At 44.2% G+C, this 17037-nt stretch carries 19 protein-coding genes; 3 read left to right on the top strand and 16 right to left on the bottom strand.

The features are described 5' to 3' along the window. Positions 1 to 7: 7 nt before the first annotated feature. Complete coding sequence (locus tag ABY436_RS01190; RefSeq protein ID WP_372737201.1) at positions 8 to 715, top strand: DNA topoisomerase I; 708 nt, start codon at positions 8 to 10, stop codon at positions 713 to 715. A gap of 5 nt (positions 716 to 720) precedes the next feature. On the opposite strand, the gene ABY436_RS01185 is transcribed toward ABY436_RS01190, so the two are convergent. From ABY436_RS01185 to ABY436_RS01125, 13 genes are all read right to left on the bottom strand, one after another. Continuing rightward, positions 721 to 1428 carry an RluA family pseudouridine synthase gene (locus ABY436_RS01185; protein WP_372737200.1) on the bottom strand — a complete coding sequence of 236 codons (708 nt, stop codon included), beginning with the start codon at positions 1426 to 1428 and terminating at the stop codon, positions 721 to 723. After that, the gene (locus ABY436_RS01180; protein WP_372737199.1) at positions 1425 to 3464 is read right to left on the bottom strand and encodes a DNA topoisomerase III; all 2040 of its coding nucleotides are present in this window, start codon (positions 3462 to 3464) and stop codon (positions 1425 to 1427) included. The genes ABY436_RS01185 and ABY436_RS01180 overlap by 4 nt, the downstream gene beginning before the upstream one ends. 20 nt (positions 3465 to 3484) lie before the next feature. Beyond that, complete coding sequence (locus tag ABY436_RS01175) at positions 3485 to 4861, bottom strand: GGDEF domain-containing protein (RefSeq protein WP_372737198.1); 1377 nt, start codon at positions 4859 to 4861, stop codon at positions 3485 to 3487. A gap of 152 nt (positions 4862 to 5013) precedes the next feature. Then, positions 5014 to 5886, bottom strand: coding sequence for a cache domain-containing protein (locus ABY436_RS01170; RefSeq protein WP_372737197.1), 873 nt, complete (start codon positions 5884 to 5886; stop codon positions 5014 to 5016). 122 nt (positions 5887 to 6008) lie between these two features. Then, positions 6009 to 7055, bottom strand: coding sequence for a UDP-N-acetylmuramate dehydrogenase (gene murB, locus ABY436_RS01165; protein WP_372737196.1), 1047 nt, complete (start codon positions 7053 to 7055; stop codon positions 6009 to 6011). Continuing rightward, positions 7055 to 7531 carry a low molecular weight protein-tyrosine-phosphatase gene (locus tag ABY436_RS01160; RefSeq protein WP_372737195.1) on the bottom strand — a complete coding sequence of 159 codons (477 nt, stop codon included), beginning with the start codon at positions 7529 to 7531 and terminating at the stop codon, positions 7055 to 7057. The genes murB and ABY436_RS01160 overlap by 1 nt, the downstream gene beginning before the upstream one ends. Positions 7532 to 7767: 236 nt before the next feature. After that, on the bottom strand, positions 7768 to 8043 hold the full coding sequence (locus ABY436_RS01155) for a putative quinol monooxygenase (RefSeq protein WP_372737194.1): 276 nt from the start codon (positions 8041 to 8043) through the stop codon (positions 7768 to 7770). A 55-nt stretch (positions 8044 to 8098) separates the two neighbouring features. Next, positions 8099 to 8317 (bottom strand): DUF2164 domain-containing protein, encoded by a 219-nt coding sequence (locus ABY436_RS01150; RefSeq protein ID WP_372737193.1) that lies wholly within the window; start codon positions 8315 to 8317, stop codon positions 8099 to 8101. An 80-nt stretch (positions 8318 to 8397) separates the two neighbouring features. After that, complete coding sequence (locus ABY436_RS01145) at positions 8398 to 9711, bottom strand: sensor histidine kinase (protein WP_372737192.1); 1314 nt, start codon at positions 9709 to 9711, stop codon at positions 8398 to 8400. Next, entirely contained in the window at positions 9711 to 10385 is a 675-nt protein-coding gene (locus ABY436_RS01140; RefSeq protein ID WP_372737191.1) for a response regulator transcription factor, read from the bottom strand. The genes ABY436_RS01145 and ABY436_RS01140 overlap by 1 nt, the downstream gene beginning before the upstream one ends. Positions 10386 to 10445: 60 nt before the next feature. Next, on the bottom strand, positions 10446 to 10751 hold the full coding sequence (locus ABY436_RS01135) for a PepSY domain-containing protein (protein ID WP_372737190.1): 306 nt from the start codon (positions 10749 to 10751) through the stop codon (positions 10446 to 10448). Continuing rightward, complete coding sequence (locus ABY436_RS01130) at positions 10705 to 10860, bottom strand: hypothetical protein (protein WP_372737254.1); 156 nt, start codon at positions 10858 to 10860, stop codon at positions 10705 to 10707. Before ABY436_RS01130 ends, ABY436_RS01135 begins: the two co-directional genes overlap by 47 nt. A 149-nt stretch (positions 10861 to 11009) precedes the next feature. Beyond that, the gene (locus tag ABY436_RS01125) at positions 11010 to 11636 is read right to left on the bottom strand and encodes a cytochrome b/b6 domain-containing protein (protein ID WP_372737189.1); all 627 of its coding nucleotides are present in this window, start codon (positions 11634 to 11636) and stop codon (positions 11010 to 11012) included. Positions 11637 to 12014: 378 nt separating this feature from the next. Between ABY436_RS01125 and ABY436_RS01120 the strand changes: the two genes are divergently transcribed. Both ABY436_RS01120 and ABY436_RS01115 read left to right on the top strand, forming a co-directional pair. After that, positions 12015 to 12428 carry a CBS domain-containing protein gene (locus ABY436_RS01120; RefSeq protein ID WP_372737188.1) on the top strand — a complete coding sequence of 138 codons (414 nt, stop codon included), beginning with the start codon at positions 12015 to 12017 and terminating at the stop codon, positions 12426 to 12428. 608 nt (positions 12429 to 13036) lie between these two features. Next, entirely contained in the window at positions 13037 to 13474 is a 438-nt protein-coding gene (locus ABY436_RS01115) for a hypothetical protein (protein ID WP_372737187.1), read from the top strand. A gap of 619 nt (positions 13475 to 14093) precedes the next feature. Here ABY436_RS01115 and ABY436_RS01110 read toward each other — a convergent pair. The 3 genes from ABY436_RS01110 to ABY436_RS01100 form a co-directional block, all read right to left on the bottom strand. Then, a complete protein-coding gene (locus tag ABY436_RS01110) occupies positions 14094 to 14945 on the bottom strand; it encodes a carotenoid biosynthesis protein (RefSeq protein WP_372737186.1) in 852 nt (283 codons plus the stop codon). A gap of 68 nt (positions 14946 to 15013) precedes the next feature. After that, positions 15014 to 16096: an NAD(P)/FAD-dependent oxidoreductase gene (locus tag ABY436_RS01105; RefSeq protein WP_372737185.1), complete on the bottom strand. Its 1083-nt coding sequence runs from the start codon at positions 16094 to 16096 to the stop codon at positions 15014 to 15016. A 4-nt stretch (positions 16097 to 16100) separates the two neighbouring features. After that, the gene (locus ABY436_RS01100; protein WP_372737184.1) at positions 16101 to 16763 is read right to left on the bottom strand and encodes a TetR/AcrR family transcriptional regulator; all 663 of its coding nucleotides are present in this window, start codon (positions 16761 to 16763) and stop codon (positions 16101 to 16103) included. Between the last annotated feature and the right edge of the window lie 274 nt (positions 16764 to 17037).

Genomic DNA, 17037 nt, shown 5'->3' with positions numbered 1-17037 from the left:
GCATAACATGTTGCAAGATAACCTGATTTATATAGTCATCATAGCTCTAATTGGCGCAATTGCGCTCGGCATTAGCCATTTCATTTCACAGCGAGAGCACAATGCAATCGTTAAAAGTGATCGTTTAAACTGGCTACGCAAGCAAGCTTTTTACACACTTGATGCCATTGCAACACTCAAAGCGGCTGGCTGCAAGCCGGAAATTCTTGAAAAACTAAATCAGCATGCGATGCTACAAATTGAAGAGATTAGCATGCTGGCACCTGATTCTGATCTTATGACAGAGGTTAATAATCAAAAAGAAACCGCGGATAGAACACCACCCGGGCAAGGTGTTTTCAACAGTGACAAAGATCTGAAACGCTTCAAAATTTATGTCAATTTTACTGAAAAACTACTCGCAGAAATGCTTAAAAAAGGCAAACTTTCTCCTATTTTGGCCGGGAATTACGCTCAGGAATTATACTGGCTGAACATATCAATCGTAGCCGATGCACATATGCATCAAGCACAACAATTTCTGACTCAAGATGAAAAGCTACTCGCACTATCGCACATGAAACATGCCAAGGCCGTCATAGTACGCGCCATGGTGCCACAAGTGAAAAAGCAGCCTAAACTTGATCTTATACAACCACAAATTAATGCTATCCAACCCCGTAAAGTCAATCAGGGCGGGGCTTTAGCAGACTCGCTGGATAACTTTCTTAAATAGCTTGCTCAAAAAGGACAGGCACACTCCGCCACCATCCTCTCACCTGTGACAGGGTGGTCAAACGCCAGTGTTAACGCATGTAATAATAAACGTCCGGACGCTGCCCGCGTTTGTTCAGTACCATACAGATCGCAACCTAAAATAGGATGCCCCAGCTCCTGGCTGTGGACCCGTAACTGATGTGTACGCCCCGTATAGGGCTTAAACAATACCCGGCTTGCATCGGGGTGTTGCAAGCGCTGTAGTACTTCAAAATGGCTGGCCGCTTGTTTGCCGCTTTCATGACAGATTTTCATCAACGGAAAATTCGGCGGATCTTTAGCAATAGGCGCATCAATAACCCCCTGATCAACACCGATATGACCCGATAATATGCTGATGTAGGTTTTTACCACTGTACGATCTTGAAATTGTTTTGTCAGAATAGCATTCACGCTTTTATTTAACGCCAGCAACATGATGCCTGAGGTGCCGAAATCGAGTCGATGCAGCAGTGTTGCTGTCGGAAAATCCTGCACCAGCCGAAAATGAACCGAGTCTTTATTTAATGGATTTTTACCTGATAAGCTCAACAACCCGCTGGGCTTATTGATCAACAGAATATGCTCATCCTGATAGAGCACTTCTATTTTCTCGTGACAGACGGGCGCAACAAAAGTATCAACAGGGCTTGAAACCGGGATTGAATCAGAAGTTGAATCAGGAGTACTCATGACCCTTTCCTCATACCCGGCCTTTTTACCGAAGAAGCTTTCGCAGCAGTGCTTTTTACAGAATCATTTTTTACAGAAGCCCTTTTGCTGGCGGCCGGTTTTTTTCTACGCGGCCTCACCATAGCTTTTCCTTTACCCTGCAGCCCGTCAAATCGAACGGTGCCGACCTCTGCTATTAATTCCCGCAAGCTGAGCGCCATCGGTTGCATAAAATGATTATATTTCAGCTCTCTTTGACTGATCGCTTCTAATTGCGACTCCCAATGGGCAGTCATATCCGGATGCGTCATATTTTCAGGCAAACTGGTGATCAGTTGACGCCCCACATCGGTGGCTCTTATCTCTTTCCCGCTACGTGTTAAAAATTGACGTGTGAAAAGTAATTCAATAATACCGGCACGCGTCGCCTCTGTACCCAGTCCATCAGTATCGCGTAGTACTTTCTTAATCACAGGATCGTTGACAAACCGAGCAATGCCCGTCATGGCGGCTAACAGTGTCGCATCCGTAAAGTGCTTCGGCGGGCTGGTTTGCTTCTCATCTACATGAGCCTCGGTGCACAAAACTGCATCGCCTTGCTGAACATCTGGGAGCCTGACGCTCGAAAAAGCCTCCTCAGCCGCTTCGCCCGGACTGCTATCAGAGGTTTTACCTCGATTGCCAGACGGCTTACTTTGTGGAAACAGCGTTTTCCAGCCCTCAGCCAGCACATCTTTTTGTTTTGCGACAAATAATCCCCCGCTAACTTCTGTATCGATCTGTTTATCCATATATTCAAAAGGCGGATAAAACTGAATCAGGTACTGGCGCGCTATGAGCTCATACAGATTAGCCTCCCCTGAGCTTAAACGGCTACTATCAACAGATTTAGCGGTGGGTATGATAGCGTGATGAGCACTTATTTTTGCATCGTTCCACGCTTTACTTTTCAAACGAAGATCCGCCTTAGCGACAGCATCGCTGAGCTTATGGCAGGTTTTAGCTATCGCCGCCGTCACTTGCTGTGTTCCACTGTAATGCTCCATCGGCAAATAGCGGCAATCAGAACGCGGATAGGTAATTAATTTATGTTTTTCGTACAATTGCTGGCACAGATCCAACACCTGCTTGGCACTCAACCCATACCTTTTAGCAGCATCAATTTGCAATGCAGATAGATTATAAGGTAAAGGCGCAGGCTGCTTCTTTTTACTCTTCTGCACCTTTTTAACCAGCCCGTTTTGATCTACAACGCGCGCCACAACATTATCAGCCAACTTACGTGAAAGCACCCGCCCATCCTCATCCATGAAGGACTCGCAAGCCTCACTGGGTTTCCACTTCGCCTGATAACATTCACCTGCACCTGTTTTAAGAGTAATAAATACCTCATAAAACGGTTTTGAGACAAAACCTTCAATTTCAAGGTCACGATGCACAACCAAGCCTAACAAAGGTGTTTGCACCCGCCCTATGGATAAAACACCGTTAAAGCCTGATTTCTGCCCTTGCAAGGTACACAGCCGTGTCATATTGATGCCATATAACCAGTCGGCTCTGGCACGCGCTAACGCGGAAGTTGCCAGTGGAATAAAATCGTTATTATCCCGGAGGTTGTTCAGAGACTTTTTTACCGCATTGATATTTAAGTCGCTAATCAGGCAACGTTTTGCAGCGGAGCGCTTGCTAGCAGATACGCCACTGAAACTAATCACTTCATCGACTAAAATTTGTCCTTCACGATCCGGGTCACCCACATTAACCAGAACATCGGCCTGTCTGATCAACTTTTTCAAAATATTGAACTGTTTTTTTGTTTTCGGCTTTACTTCCAGTTTCCACTGATCAGGCACAATAGGAAGGTGCTGTATGCTCCATTTTTTAAAAACCGGATCATAAGATTCAGGCTGCGCCTGCTCTAACAGATGTCCGATACACCAACTGACGACATCACCCTTTCCTACATAGATACAACCATCACCTTTTTTGTGTGGTGTCGGTAATGCATCAGCAATAGCACGGCCAAGACTTGGCTTTTCAGCAATATATAAAATCATGGGAAAAACGGGCTCTGGTATCAGTCGAGTTGTTGGGTACGGATTACCTTTACAGGGCTAGCCGCTGTCGAGCCAGCTGCTTTATAGGCCACCACGCAATTGCGCCCTCTTTTTTTAGCGGCGTACAAAGCTAAATCCGCTGATTTAATAAGCGCTTCCTCATTTATCTGATCTCCCGGGCAGGTCGCAATGCCTACAGAAAGGGTAATAGCACGTTGGCAGTCGGGGACGTTCTTTGAATCCTCAGCTACTTTAGCAATCAGCATCTTAAGTTTTTTATACGCTTCCAGTTTGCTGGTGTTGGGTAAAACCAGGATAAACTCTTCACCGCCATAACGAGCAACAACATCCCGGGATCTGATATTTTTTGCCAGGGTCTCTGCCACAAATTTAAGTGCTTTATCCCCTTCAGGATGGCCAAATGAATCATTGTATTGTTTAAAGTGATCTATATCTATCATGGCCACAGTAACGTCATAACCCTGCAGCTGAGACGTTTGTATTTCACGCTTAAGCGTACTCCCCAAACCCCGGCGGTTGAGCAGCCCCGTCAGCTCATCACGGTTAGATGCCATGCTTAATTCAGTGCGTAACTGGGTATTATGAAAATGTAAACCAATGGTATTACAAACCTCAATCACCCGCTGCTCCTCCTCACGGGATAGCAGTGATTCGGTCAACCTTTCTGAGCGAATATGTAGCACACCATACTGCATTTCATGGCTCGCAATGGGATAACAGGCAACGCTTTTGATGGTGGTTAAGTTGGCGTTACTGCACAGCATGTTCTGCGTATTAGAAGAGTCGATATAGGCTTTACCTTGTTGCAGCACCTGACACTCTTCAAGCTTAACATTCAAATACACCTTATCTTTGTGAGTCCCCCACGCGCCCGCAAGACCCCAGTTTTTAAAGGACTTATTAGCAAATAATACCGCCACGGTATGATCAGGAATGATATTTTTCAGATATTTTACAGAAACTTTCTGTAGCTCTTTTAATGTAACCGCTGCCGCCAGTGCATCTCCCATCATCCGCACCTGTTTCAATTTTTTATTACGTAAATACTCTGACTCCAGCATCTCATTTTTTGTCTCTGACAACACCTGAGCATGCTCAACCGCCAGCATTCGCTCTTCCACCTCCGTTTGTAACTTCTCAATGGTTTCTGATAGCTGCTGATGACTAACGCTCGCATCCTGCAAACGCCGCCAGGCATACCACCCCAGTGCAAAAGACAAAAAAGACAATCCAACCGGAAGGTCCTCTAAACCTATCATCGAATAGGCAGAGGTCCATGACAACCAGTGTTCATTGAAATCGGAAATAGTAGCGATAAGGTATGCGACAAGAAAAACGCCAATAACGATAAAAAAGTCAGAATCACTTCTTTTCATGCATTCATCCTGGAGGGGTAAGCGTTCACCTGAAAACAATTCAACGTCCCATAAATCCGTGTCATTAATCTTCAGCTTTTATATAACAGTTTCAGCATAGATCAATACTGTTGATTTCGGGGTATTGATTTGGGGATATTCATTGAGAAACATTACTTTCGTGGCATTTGTTTAAGCTTTTTGAAAATCACATTCAAGCTCTTCTGCATGCGCCCGATAGCATCTGCAAGCTCACCAATCTCATCGTTAGAATTAACCGAGATCACTGTATCCATTTTACCCAGGCTCATTTGCCGCGCACTTTCAGCTAAGTCACGAATGGGCTTCACTAAAGCGCGGTTAGAGAACCACACGCTGAGAATGATCACGAGGACGAGAATCGACATACCCACCAACAAAGAAAGAATGATGGTGGTTTGTACTTTTGCATCAACCTCCTGCTGCTTTAACAAAACTGCATCATCGATGTCGTCTACATAAAAACCGGTACCCAATATCCAGTCAAACTCATCAAGAACAATGGCATAGCTCAGTTTATCGACTGCACGACCTTTGGTGGGCTTATCCCATAGATAACTGACGTAGCCACCGCCATTTTTGGCTGCCTGAATAAGCGCCTCAATCAAGCGCACGCCATTTGCATCAACCAAGTCTATCAAACTCTGACCTTCCAACTGAGGCTGAACAGGCTGTACCTGAGCAACGCCGCTGTAATCGAAAGCAAAAATATAACCATCTTCATCACCGTAGGAGATAGCGCGCAAGACGGTTTTCACCCTTTCCTGCGCTTCACTTTGATTGGCTACGTTTTTAAGAACCGACCGAATAGCCGTTTCGGTAATTCCCATATAATTTTTTAATGATTCACGCTTCGCTGCCATCATAGTACTGCGTATCTGCTCAACTTCCTGCGAGCCCAGAGAACGCATCTGATAAATGGATACGGCCATCACAGCCACCACCGTTAAAATTAACGGAATTACCGTCAGGATCAGAATTTTTTGTTTAATCTTAAGGTTTTTCACTTACAGCACCCCGAGCCAGCTACACGCTGATACTCATTATTTTTATTCATATCAAATCGACACAGAAGACGAAATCATAGCTTGGCTGCACATAACTATCAGTCGAGATATGCAATACAACACTATGATTCAAAAGACAAAGCCATAGGAAAAAGTTGCGGCTCCATCTCCAGGTTCACATTAAAAGCCGCAAAAACAGAAGCCTGAATGTCGCTAGCCAATTGTAACAACTCCTGCAGTTCTCCCCCACCAAAATGCACTAATACCAGCGCCTGTTTTTCATACACACCAACATGCGCTCGCCTTTTGCCTTTCCAGTGGCACTGATCTATCAGCCAGCCGGCCGCCAGCTTCATAAAACCAGCCGAATCCGGATAAGCCACCAGCTGCGGCCATTGCTGTTTTAACTGCTGATATTGAGATTCACTGATCACAGGATTTTTGAAAAAGCTCCCGGCGTTACCCAGTACAGCGGGATCAGGCAGCTTGCTCTGTCGCACAGCGCACACCGCATCAAAAATCTGCTTTATATCGGGCTGGGTTATATTGTGCTGATCAAAATAGCTCTGTAATGCAGCATACCTGATTGACGAATCCGGTATCCGTGACAGCCCAAGAGTCACTTCAGTGATAATGAAACATCCGGGCAGGCGCTTAAAAACACTGTCCCGGTAAGCAAACTCACAATCGTCATTCGAGAACTCGATAAAGCAGCCATTTGCTACATCCAAAGCACGCACGTGAGTCAAAACGTTTTTCAACTCAGTTCCATAAGCGCCGATATTCTGAACCGGCGCCGCGCCGACACGTCCGGGAATCAAGCCCATGCTCTCGATTCCTGAATAGCCCTGCTGAACACACCAGTGCACCGTTTTATGCCAGTTTTCACCAGCCCCCAACACCAGAGATATCGAGTCAGCCGATTCAGTGACCTGTTGGCGCATAATATCAATACGAATCACAAGACCGTCGATGAGCGGAGCCATCAACACATTACTACCACCACTCAACACGCGGATCGGTAGTTGGTGTTGCTGCGCATAAGTAACAGCGGCGACCAATTCCGCTTCACTATCTACGGCAATAAATTGCGCAGCGACACAAGGAAAACCCAATGTATTCGCGGATTGCAGTGGATAATCAGCATGAATCTTATGTTGTATATCCATTATCGTGGTGCTTGCTGAAGTTTTAACAACAGCCCGAAAGCTGCGTTCTCAACCAGGTCCAGCACATGGCCGAATCCTGCATCACCACCGTAATAAGGATCAGGCACCTCCCGCTCGACACATTGAGCAAAATCCAGAAACAAGCCTAAGTGCCCGGCATAATCGGGAGGCGCAATCGCCTTGAGGTTACGCAAATTCTCTTCATCCATCGCGAGGATATGCGTAAATTCCGAAAAGTCTTCAGGGGTAGCCTGACGAGCGCGCAGGTGATCCAGTTGATAGCCCCGTTCTGCAGCTGCGCCGATAGAACGCGAATCTGGTGGGTTGCCTACGTGATAAGCCGCTGTTCCGGCAGAATCCACATCAATCACACCCGCCAGCCCCTGCTGGGCAGCTAAAGTTTCAAACACACCATGTGCTGTTGGCGAACGACAGATATTCCCCAAACAAACAAATAAAACACGCGCTTTTTTCATTTAAAACAACCACTTAAATAAACATTCTAAAGCAGAACAAGATTAGTAAGATCAACAACAATGATGATTATAAATGAATTGATCAGCAAATAGTTTTACAAACAGAAAATAGACTGCCGATATCAAATAATTTATAGCGGCAAGAGCAACAAGCAGATATTTTGGCTGGTAAACCAGCTATTTGATTTAGGTGCGAAAAGCCCGGAGAGCCGACATCAAAGGCGCACAATTAAAGGTTATGTGCTGATGTCATACTCCCTTACATCAAAAGACTCAACTAAAGAGAACATGTCATTTTCAGGGCCTGATTTTCGAAATGCATCCAACGCCTGACGAGTTTTCCATTTTTCGAAAATATTGACTCTATTTAAGTCAACCGGGTCTGGTGATACAGAGAAATCCTCACAAGCATCGTCATTTCTGGCCAGCAGGATTGCTTGTCGTGATTTCTCAATGAATTCATCCCGAAAGTTCGACTTTATAGTCAGCTTACCCGCAACGATTATTGACATCTTTGTCTCCCGGACACACAACTGAATGATCTCAGCAAACCTACAACGCCCCCCGCTATCGGGTAAGTGTTATCGGTTTTTCAATCTCATAGATGGCATCTGCTATGTTTTCGAGTTGTTTTTCAAGCACGGCTTGCGCGTCGTGCAGGCCTTGATTGTAGTAATAAGCGCCGACCTCTTCAGAGAAAAAATCCAATAGAAACTGCGCATCAAACTGCCCCATTTCCTGATCCAGTTCCTCCTGGAAATAGCGCTGAATCTTTTGAACCATCATATTTTTTGTTCACTACTGAACTCAATTTTTGACATGAATGACTATCTCCTTTTGGGTTTACCCGTATACCGCTTACCCGTTTAAATGGGATCTGACGGCAAGACAACAGTAGCGCGCAGCCCACCCGCTTTTCCATTTGTGATTAGCAGCGAGCCTTGATAGTTCTCCACTATATCCTGACAGATAGAGAGCCCCAAACCCGCACCCTGTTTGCTTTCATCCAGACGCTCGCCTCGTTGCATCAGCCGTGCAATGCTTTCAGCCGGCAAACCCGTGCCATCATCCGTCACTGATATAACAATATTTTTATCTTCCTGACGTATCTGCAAAGAAACATTATGCACGGCAAATTTGCAGGCGTTATCCAGTAAATTGCCAAGGAGTTCGAGCATATCATCGCGGTCCTGATACAGAACAAGTTCAGCCGGATAATCACTGGTAATAACTACATCAGGAAAGAGCTTAGTCAACACATCCAACAATGGCGGAATATCTTCCGCAAGATGCGTTTGTCTGCCGGGAGATGAGACGCCAACAATGCGTGCCCGCTTCAACTCACGCTGAATCAGCCATTGAATATCGCCCAGCAGGCGTTGAGTCTCCTCTGAATGAGGATTGGAAGCCTCTTCTAAGAGCTGCTGGACTCTTTGCAGTGGTCGCTTCAACTCATGCGCCAGATTACCCAATGAATTACGCGAACGGCTGACACGCTTTTGCAGCTGAACCAGAAGCTGCTCGATATCTTCTGCCAACGGCATCAATTCTTCTGGCACCTTATTCAGGTCTGTTTTCTCTCTGGAGTAGCGTAACGATTGAATTTTCGTTCTGACTGCGTCCAGGTAGCGGAAATTCTTTTTAATAATCCACTGCTGCAAAAGCAGCAATAACACAGTGCCACTTAAAACGACACCGATGGCCCAAAGACTGTAATGCCAGGTGAGCGCTTCAATAGGGGCGATATCTTCAGCTATTGTGATGGTGAAAGTACTCGATTTTTTACTGAACCCCTGACTCCAGACCAGCCAATGCTCATCATTAGCGCCCGGCATCAGCTCACTCGTGGTAACGCCCTTATGTAAACTCACCACCTCCAGCGGATAATCCCACAGCGAGCGGCTTCTGATATTCAGGTTTTCACCTTTAATAACGAAGTAGTGTCCGGAAAAAGCACGCTCATAGACCCTGCCAAGCCTGTCTGAGTTGAGTTTCCACTGTCCATCTTGCGGGTCTTTATCCAAAGCAGAAATAATTGATTCGGCATCATGCTGTAAGCGCGACTGGATATACCCATGAGTTAACTGGCCGACACCCCAATGAATCACTAACAACAAAGCGCCCATGGTAAAGCAGAGAGCGAAGAACAGACTGCGACTTAATTGCGCGCGAATAGACATTATCTATTGTCCGTTCCTGATCCCAGCCGATACCCCTGGCCCCGCCGGTTTTCAATAAAAGATTTTCCAAAATGATGTCGTAAACGGTTGATATACACTTCGATCACATTGCTGTCTTTTATCTGTTCTTCTTCATAAACATGTTCACTCAGCACGCTTTTAGAATGCACTTTTTCCGGATGCATCATCAGATAACGCAACAAGCGAAACTCGATGCCTGTAAGCACTACAACTTCACCGCTTTCTTTAACGGCTTGCTGTTCAGAGAGCAACAAACGTACACCGTTGGATACGATTTCATTATCGGCTTTGCCGTGCGAGCGCCGAATCAGTGCCTCTAAACGCGCCAGTAATTCATCCGTATGAAAGGGCTTGCCCAGGTAGTCATCCGCACCGGCTTTTAAGCCATCAACCCGTTCATGCCAGGCATCCCTGGCGGTTAAGATCAGCACGGGAACCGTCACACCCTGATGACGCCAGTTAGTTAAAACATCCAAACCCGGGCGCTGCGGGAGTCCCAAATCCAGAATAACCGCATCGAAGCTCTCTTCCTCTCCCTGAAACTGAGCATCAACACCATTATTAGCGGTTTCTACGACATAGCCTTCGCGCTGCAAGCGCGGTTTAAGGCTATTCACCAGATCCATATCATCTTCTACCAGCAGGACTCTCATTCTCTGACTGCCTCATTTTCTGACTGTCTCATCCTTAAACTGACTCATTCTGCAGCTGCCTCAATCTTCAGCTTTCTCTTTTATAAACTGCCCGGTAACGGCATCTATATAGACTTCTGACACTTCGCCATTCTCTTTAAGCTGCTCAATCTCATAGACGATACGCCCGTGCTGTTTTTCAACTTCCAGATCAAGAATTTTTCCTGAAAGGTAGCTTTTATTCAACTGAAAAATCTCTTCGAACGAGAGTATCTTGCCACTCTCTACCCAGTCGCGCACCGCTTCTGGTTTTATATCACGACCAGCCCATACCCATGTGCTAGTCGTCCCAACGGCCATAACCAGGAATAATAGCCCTATCTTCATCAAAGTCTCCCTTAGCAGCACCTTCATGACATACATTGCAGTTACTAAAACTACCCACATCAGGATTACCTTCTACCAGCCTATCAGGAATCTCATCATGCTTTCTCAGAAAATAAGGTAATGCGTCAGGCGCGCTTCAATCACATCCGCCTGGGCTATCACTGGCGCTAGCCCGACAGCCAATAACAACAAGCATTTAATAGTTATGGCCCAACTCTCATACCAACTCTCATACCAACTCTCATACCAGCTCTCATATCAATCATGCCCTCTTCTCAAGTCAGCGGCCTCTTCTAAATGCTGCTCTTCAGCAACCGCTTTGTGCACCTTAACCCCAGTGAACATGGCGCGAATCAGGTTTTCACGATGCAACAAACTACTCACGAGCACTCCGGCCACATGCAACACAACCAACAATACTGAGGTATTCGCCAAGAGCTCATGCAACCCTTCTAATAAATCTTCATTGAAATTCGCAATTAAAGTTCCTGCTAATGGTCCGCCTCCATCAACGGCTAATAACGCCATGCCGGTAAACCCGGTAGCCGCCAATACCACCAGCAAAGCCACTACCATCATGCCGCCAGCGGGGTTGTGCCCGATATAATGCCGGGGGTTTCCTGTTATCAGGCTTTTCAGATAAGCCAACGTCTCAGCGGGGCCTTTAACAAAATTACTGAATCGCGCATATTTTGGTCCGATCGCCCCCCAGATAAGCCGAAACCCAATCAAAATCGACACTGCATATCCTGCATAGATATGGATATTCTCGAAGTCATCTTCGGTTAGATAAGCGGTTAAAAAGAAAAGCACTAAAGACCAGTGGAATATCCGTACCAGCGGATCCCAGACCTTAATGACGTTTTGTGATTCTACGTTAGACATAAGCCACCTCCTGTTAATGGAGACAGCTTATCGTGTGCGAATTAAACGAAACTTAAAATAAGGAGTGAGAGCGAAATTGGATGAGAAAATTAATGATTAAATTGATGTAGCGCTACCCAACACTTGTCGGACCATTCAATAAGCCATGCATTCCAATAAGCCATCCATGAAGTGGCACTATTATTGCTATTACATTAATAACTATAGTTAGCGGATCACATTAAAACGTTTTAGGCGGCGATCTGTCGTGATGAGTGCCTGTTATTGATCGGCACCATTAATAATGCACCGCACTAGTGCAAAACCGGAATAGATACCGCTTATCTTATCTGCCAGGTTTTGCAAAGCCTGAATATTATTCTGATAAACGGAGACTCTATGCTTCCCACTTCAATTATTAATGGTATGAATACAAAATTTGCCTTTATTAAACCCTATATGCCGGTTGTAGAAGCATGTGGCGAATTAATAAAGAAAGAAATGCTCGGCGGCCCGGTTATAAATGATGATGGCGAACTGGTGGGCTGGATATCAGAACAGGAATGCTTACAAGTCATCATGCAGGTTGTTTATCACAATCAGCGGGTTGCAACCGTGCAGGATATTATGCGTACGGATGTTTTATCCATAACGCCTAATGATGAATTTATGGCCATTGCAGAACAAATGCTGCAGCAAAAGCCAAAAAGCTACCCCGTGGTTGATAGCAACAACAAGGTCATTGGCGTAGTAAACAGACGCCACATTCTCAACATGTTACTTAAGCAACTGGCAGATGTAACCAAGCAATAAGCAATGGGCAATAATCAGAAAAGTATTTACGATAACATTTAGTCGCTAACAGCTAGCAGCGAAGACCCACTGCAACTTTGTTAACAACTAATCAAGTTGGAAACAGATACTAAACCGCCAGTGCTTTACCAGACGCCTTCCAGCCCTCCCTCTAATCAGTGGCGATATTAACTTAGAACGCATTTGCTAAATGGGAGGAGTCCATATACTAACCGGTCTTTTACGTTTATCTAATATAAGAAATGTTGCAAAGACAAAAAACAACCTAAACCTACCGCTATCAAAACCGCTTCAATTACTTCTGGCTGGATCGAAATCGTCGGATGGGACTTTCACCCTCTGGAAAACGCCGCCTTAATACGACGCTAAACTATTGCAGTTTTCCATTACTCGGCTTTGGTCAAGTTGCCCTGAGAAACATAACCATGTAATTTCTTTCACATGGAGCAATATTTGCGTCTTGAGTGGACTTGTGATTATTTTGACTCATTGATTGCAAACAGTGAATTCCGAAAATTATATAAGAGAAAACAACCTTCGCTAAAGCGCCGTCCATACAAACCGCCGTTCTGATCTACATGGATTATCAATACTAAAAGGAATCAAGAATGAAGAATAAGATCCTGCTTATACTCGCCACTCTATGCGCGGTTTCACTAATTGGATGTAAAACTGCCGGAGACGTCAAAACATCTAATGTCGGAGATTCCCAAAAGGTGATAATAACCGAAACAACCCAATATGGAGGCCTGTCTGGACGATGGAAGTCCAAAGTAAACAATAGTTGGGGTGGTGGTCTCAATATATACATTGAACCGAATGACGGTAGTTCTGCTTTCAAGGGAAAGTTAATTTTTTCTCAATCTGGTTGTCCCTGGAAGGCTCGGTTTGACGGAACTGTCTCCGAATCTGGCGAGATTGCATTAAAGGCCAATCCAGGCGGAAAATGCGGCAAGATTGCTATAAACGGTACCTTCAAAGACGGAATATTAACTGGGACCTACGAAGCTGAATATCCAGATAATGGCACTATAAGCCTAGATTGATTGCGTAAAAGTTCCCGACAATTACCCCTGCCCGGCCTCTGTTCCGGGTTTTTCTTATCTGTCGCATGACCGGCTTCAAGTATCGCCGGGGTTGGTTGGCAGCGCCAGAAACCGCGGCAGGTGTGTGCAAAATCAATAGCTATATTTGTCTTTCTTAGAATTCATTGAAAAACGAGTCTCAGTCTGGGTAAGGTTTTCTTGCTAAACGGGAGAGGCCCATATATTAAGCGGTCTTTCTAGCCTAGGGCGCTCAATTACAAAACGGACGAAAAAGTTATGGCAGGCGTTGCGATAGAGTGTGTCTTACGTAAAGGAAAATCTGGGTCTAAAAGTAGGCTGGATTAAGTAAACTGTCCCCGGATTTCCTGAGAATCTAGATGCTATTAAATGCGGCTAACGTTAACAAAGTTTCCACTAAAATATAGCCATTGCGTTAACCTTACAAGTTTAACATAAATGGGTCAGGGTAGAATCGCGCTAAGTTAAGCGTGCTTAGCAACCATCGCAGCGATCACGTGCCATGAATGACCTCCTTGTGGGTCCGATGTTCAGCGGAACAATGCAGTTATATTAGCAACAACTGTGATCCGACCCCGTTTTTCTTTTTCTTTTCTAACTGCTACTGCTTTGGTTTAAATAAACGAACAAAGGCTAATACAACGGTATAGACCATAGTAAATAGCATTATTCCTACTGCTGTTTCATGTAGATTAGCGACACCCCATACGTTACCAGCCAGGTCGGTGATTAATTCTTTATTGTTTATTTGATGCAGGTAATGACCAATGTAAGACAATCCAATTAACATATAGAAAATTACAGGTTGTAACCAATATGACCTTTTCTCGGTTTCATCTGATTCAATGATTAAATGGCTATTTTTAGATAGATATATAGCGAAGATCTGCATGAATAAATAACAGGTTAGGTACCAACCCAGAAAGTTTACCAGTGGAACACCAAATATACCGCCAGCATTTTCCCAGATCCATATACCGTCAAATGTTGAAGTGAGAGGGTCTTGCACTAAATCAAACTGACACATAATAAAAGCACTGACAGCAGGCAATGCAATAAGGTTAAATTTCTTATCTAAATGTTTCTCAGCATGGTCAAGAATAATAGAGCCAATTGTCCATGACATATAACCGACCGCAATGTAAACCGGACCAACCAAAACCGGAACCTGGTCAATATGTAACCCACCAAGCGTGTAGTGGTAGTTACCAAAAGGAAACCCGGTACGAATGCTCATATCTTCTAGAATGGTACTGACAATATAAGCGGTACCGATAAATACAAATGTACCTTTCCAGCCATACCTTTTGGGGGCGTGCATTAATACAAGGATAGATCCAAGTAAAAACAGTTGCCCTGTACTATGGTCCATCTGACCGGCAAAGACAATGGTGCTTATAAAATAGATAGCTACCAAAAACCATCTTGCAATATGTAGCTTATTTTTGTTCATCGTAATTTCTCATATTTATACGATTATTTTAAATTATGTAAATTGGACTAATTGACTAGGATTTAAATCTATTTGTTTAAACGAAATAGCTTTCTATATTTATCTATGAAAAGTTTTTCACCTTTTATTTTTCTTGTAATCCAATCACCAAAAGTACCGATAACCATGTATGAATTGCCCTTACTTGGACCTAAAGGTAAAAACAAAGGCGCTTTTCTCCATGGGGAATATGGCTTAAGTTGTTCTAACTGCTTTCCAGCAGCTAAGGCTTTAAAGGTCTTGGTTAACCAAGGTATTTGGCGACTAACAGCAACAATGGTCATTGCATCACCACAACTAGCCATATCACCGGCGCTGAATACATTTGCGTATGCCGATGGGCGCAAGTAAGTATCGACGTCAACTTGGCCGTTTTTCCTTATAGTGGAATTCGGTAACTCTCCGACTAATGACGATACTGCGCGAGATCCGATGGCTGGAATAATAAGATCAGCCTCTATTGACGAGCCATCTGACAGATGAAGCGTTCCAGAATACGCATTTGAGGTACTTTTAAGATTTTCAACTCGCATGCCGAATTTTATATCGATATTCGCTGTTTTGAGTTTCGACATAATTGAAGTAGCGAATTTTTTTGGTAGTTGTGAAAAAAGCGTTGAATCACTCGATATTAACGTTATGTCTTTCTCAGGCATGGCGCTACTAATCTCACCCGCCATTTCCGTACCAACTGTTCCGGCACCGACAATAGCGACAGATTGTGCGCTTGCCAGCTTCTTATTTAGATCAGTCACAACAATGCGGAAGTCATCAATACTCGTGCCTGTCGGTTTCAAAAACGCGCTATTAGTAGAGCCCGTTGCAAGCACAATATAGTCAGCGCCAAATTGAGTTCCATCTTCAAGTGTCACGCTATGCTCTTCAACTTTGATGACTTTGGCTTTTACAAATGTGCCTTTTGTAAGAAGTTGCTCATAAGATAACAACACCGTATCTAACATGGATGGTTTAACAATGGCTCGTATCATGGCTGGAGCATGAACAAATGCGTCACGCTGCTCGATAAGAGTCACATCTAAATCATGTTCAAGCGACTGAGCTAACTGTGCTCCTAAATATCCACCACCTACAATTACAAGTTTCTTAGTCATTTCATCATACCTCTTTAAGTTTTGGCACTTGAGTACTGAATAAAGCTAAAAGATAGTCAATATGTTGTTCTACCATGGAATGGGAAAACGGATCCTTACCGGATAGTCGAGAGAACTCTGGTGCGAATGTAAAAATCGATGTAGCTGCACCTATAAATAAGTAACGCATGTGCAGGCTATCACCTTGCGGAATGAATCCTAATTTTTGAGCCTGTTGCAACATTCCCAGTTCAGTCTCAGAGCCGGAACGAAGGAAGCGATCAACAAGCCAATTTAAACGCTCTTCGTCCCCCTGATTTGCTTGCATCATAAAACGAGTAAAATCAGGAAAGTTAACGCAGAACTCGATGAAATCTCTGATATAGATGCGAAGCTTATCTGTAGCGTCTACTTCATTTAATGCTTTACGACGGTTAAGAAACTCTTGGTTATAGGTATTAAAAAACCACTCAGCGGTTGCCTTCCAAAGCGCATCCTTAGAACCAAAATGGTGAGAGATAAGAGTATGATTTACGCCTGCATTGGTAGCGATAGATCGAGTCGATACCCCTTCAAACCCTGATTTGGCAAATTCTGAAAGTGCCGCACTCAGTATTTTTGCTTTCGTTTCTTGAGTGCGTTGTTGCAGAGAACGCGTATTCGCTTTTTTCGTCACCGTTTTATTCATAACCACCTCATATCATTCAGCACTATATTAAACACTTGGTCAGTACAGATCAATTAAATTAAACAGTTGGTTAATTTAAGAACCTAAGACCAATAAGCTTATGCCCAAGCTGTTGAGTTGCGGGAAAGCTTCAGGTCTTATTTTCAATCTACTTTCTTTCAGAATTGCTCCAGTTTCTTATATGGCGTATTGGTTCAAAATGTTTCACAGAGGTTTTGGTTTAATCATATAAACAACGAGGGTGAGTTTTGATGGAATACATAGTAGGTCAAAT

The organism is Neptunomonas sp., assembly GCF_041601355.1.
Classification (GTDB): Bacteria; Pseudomonadota; Gammaproteobacteria; order Pseudomonadales; family Balneatricaceae; genus Neptunomonas.
This window is presented reverse-complemented; position numbering and strand designations above follow the sequence as displayed.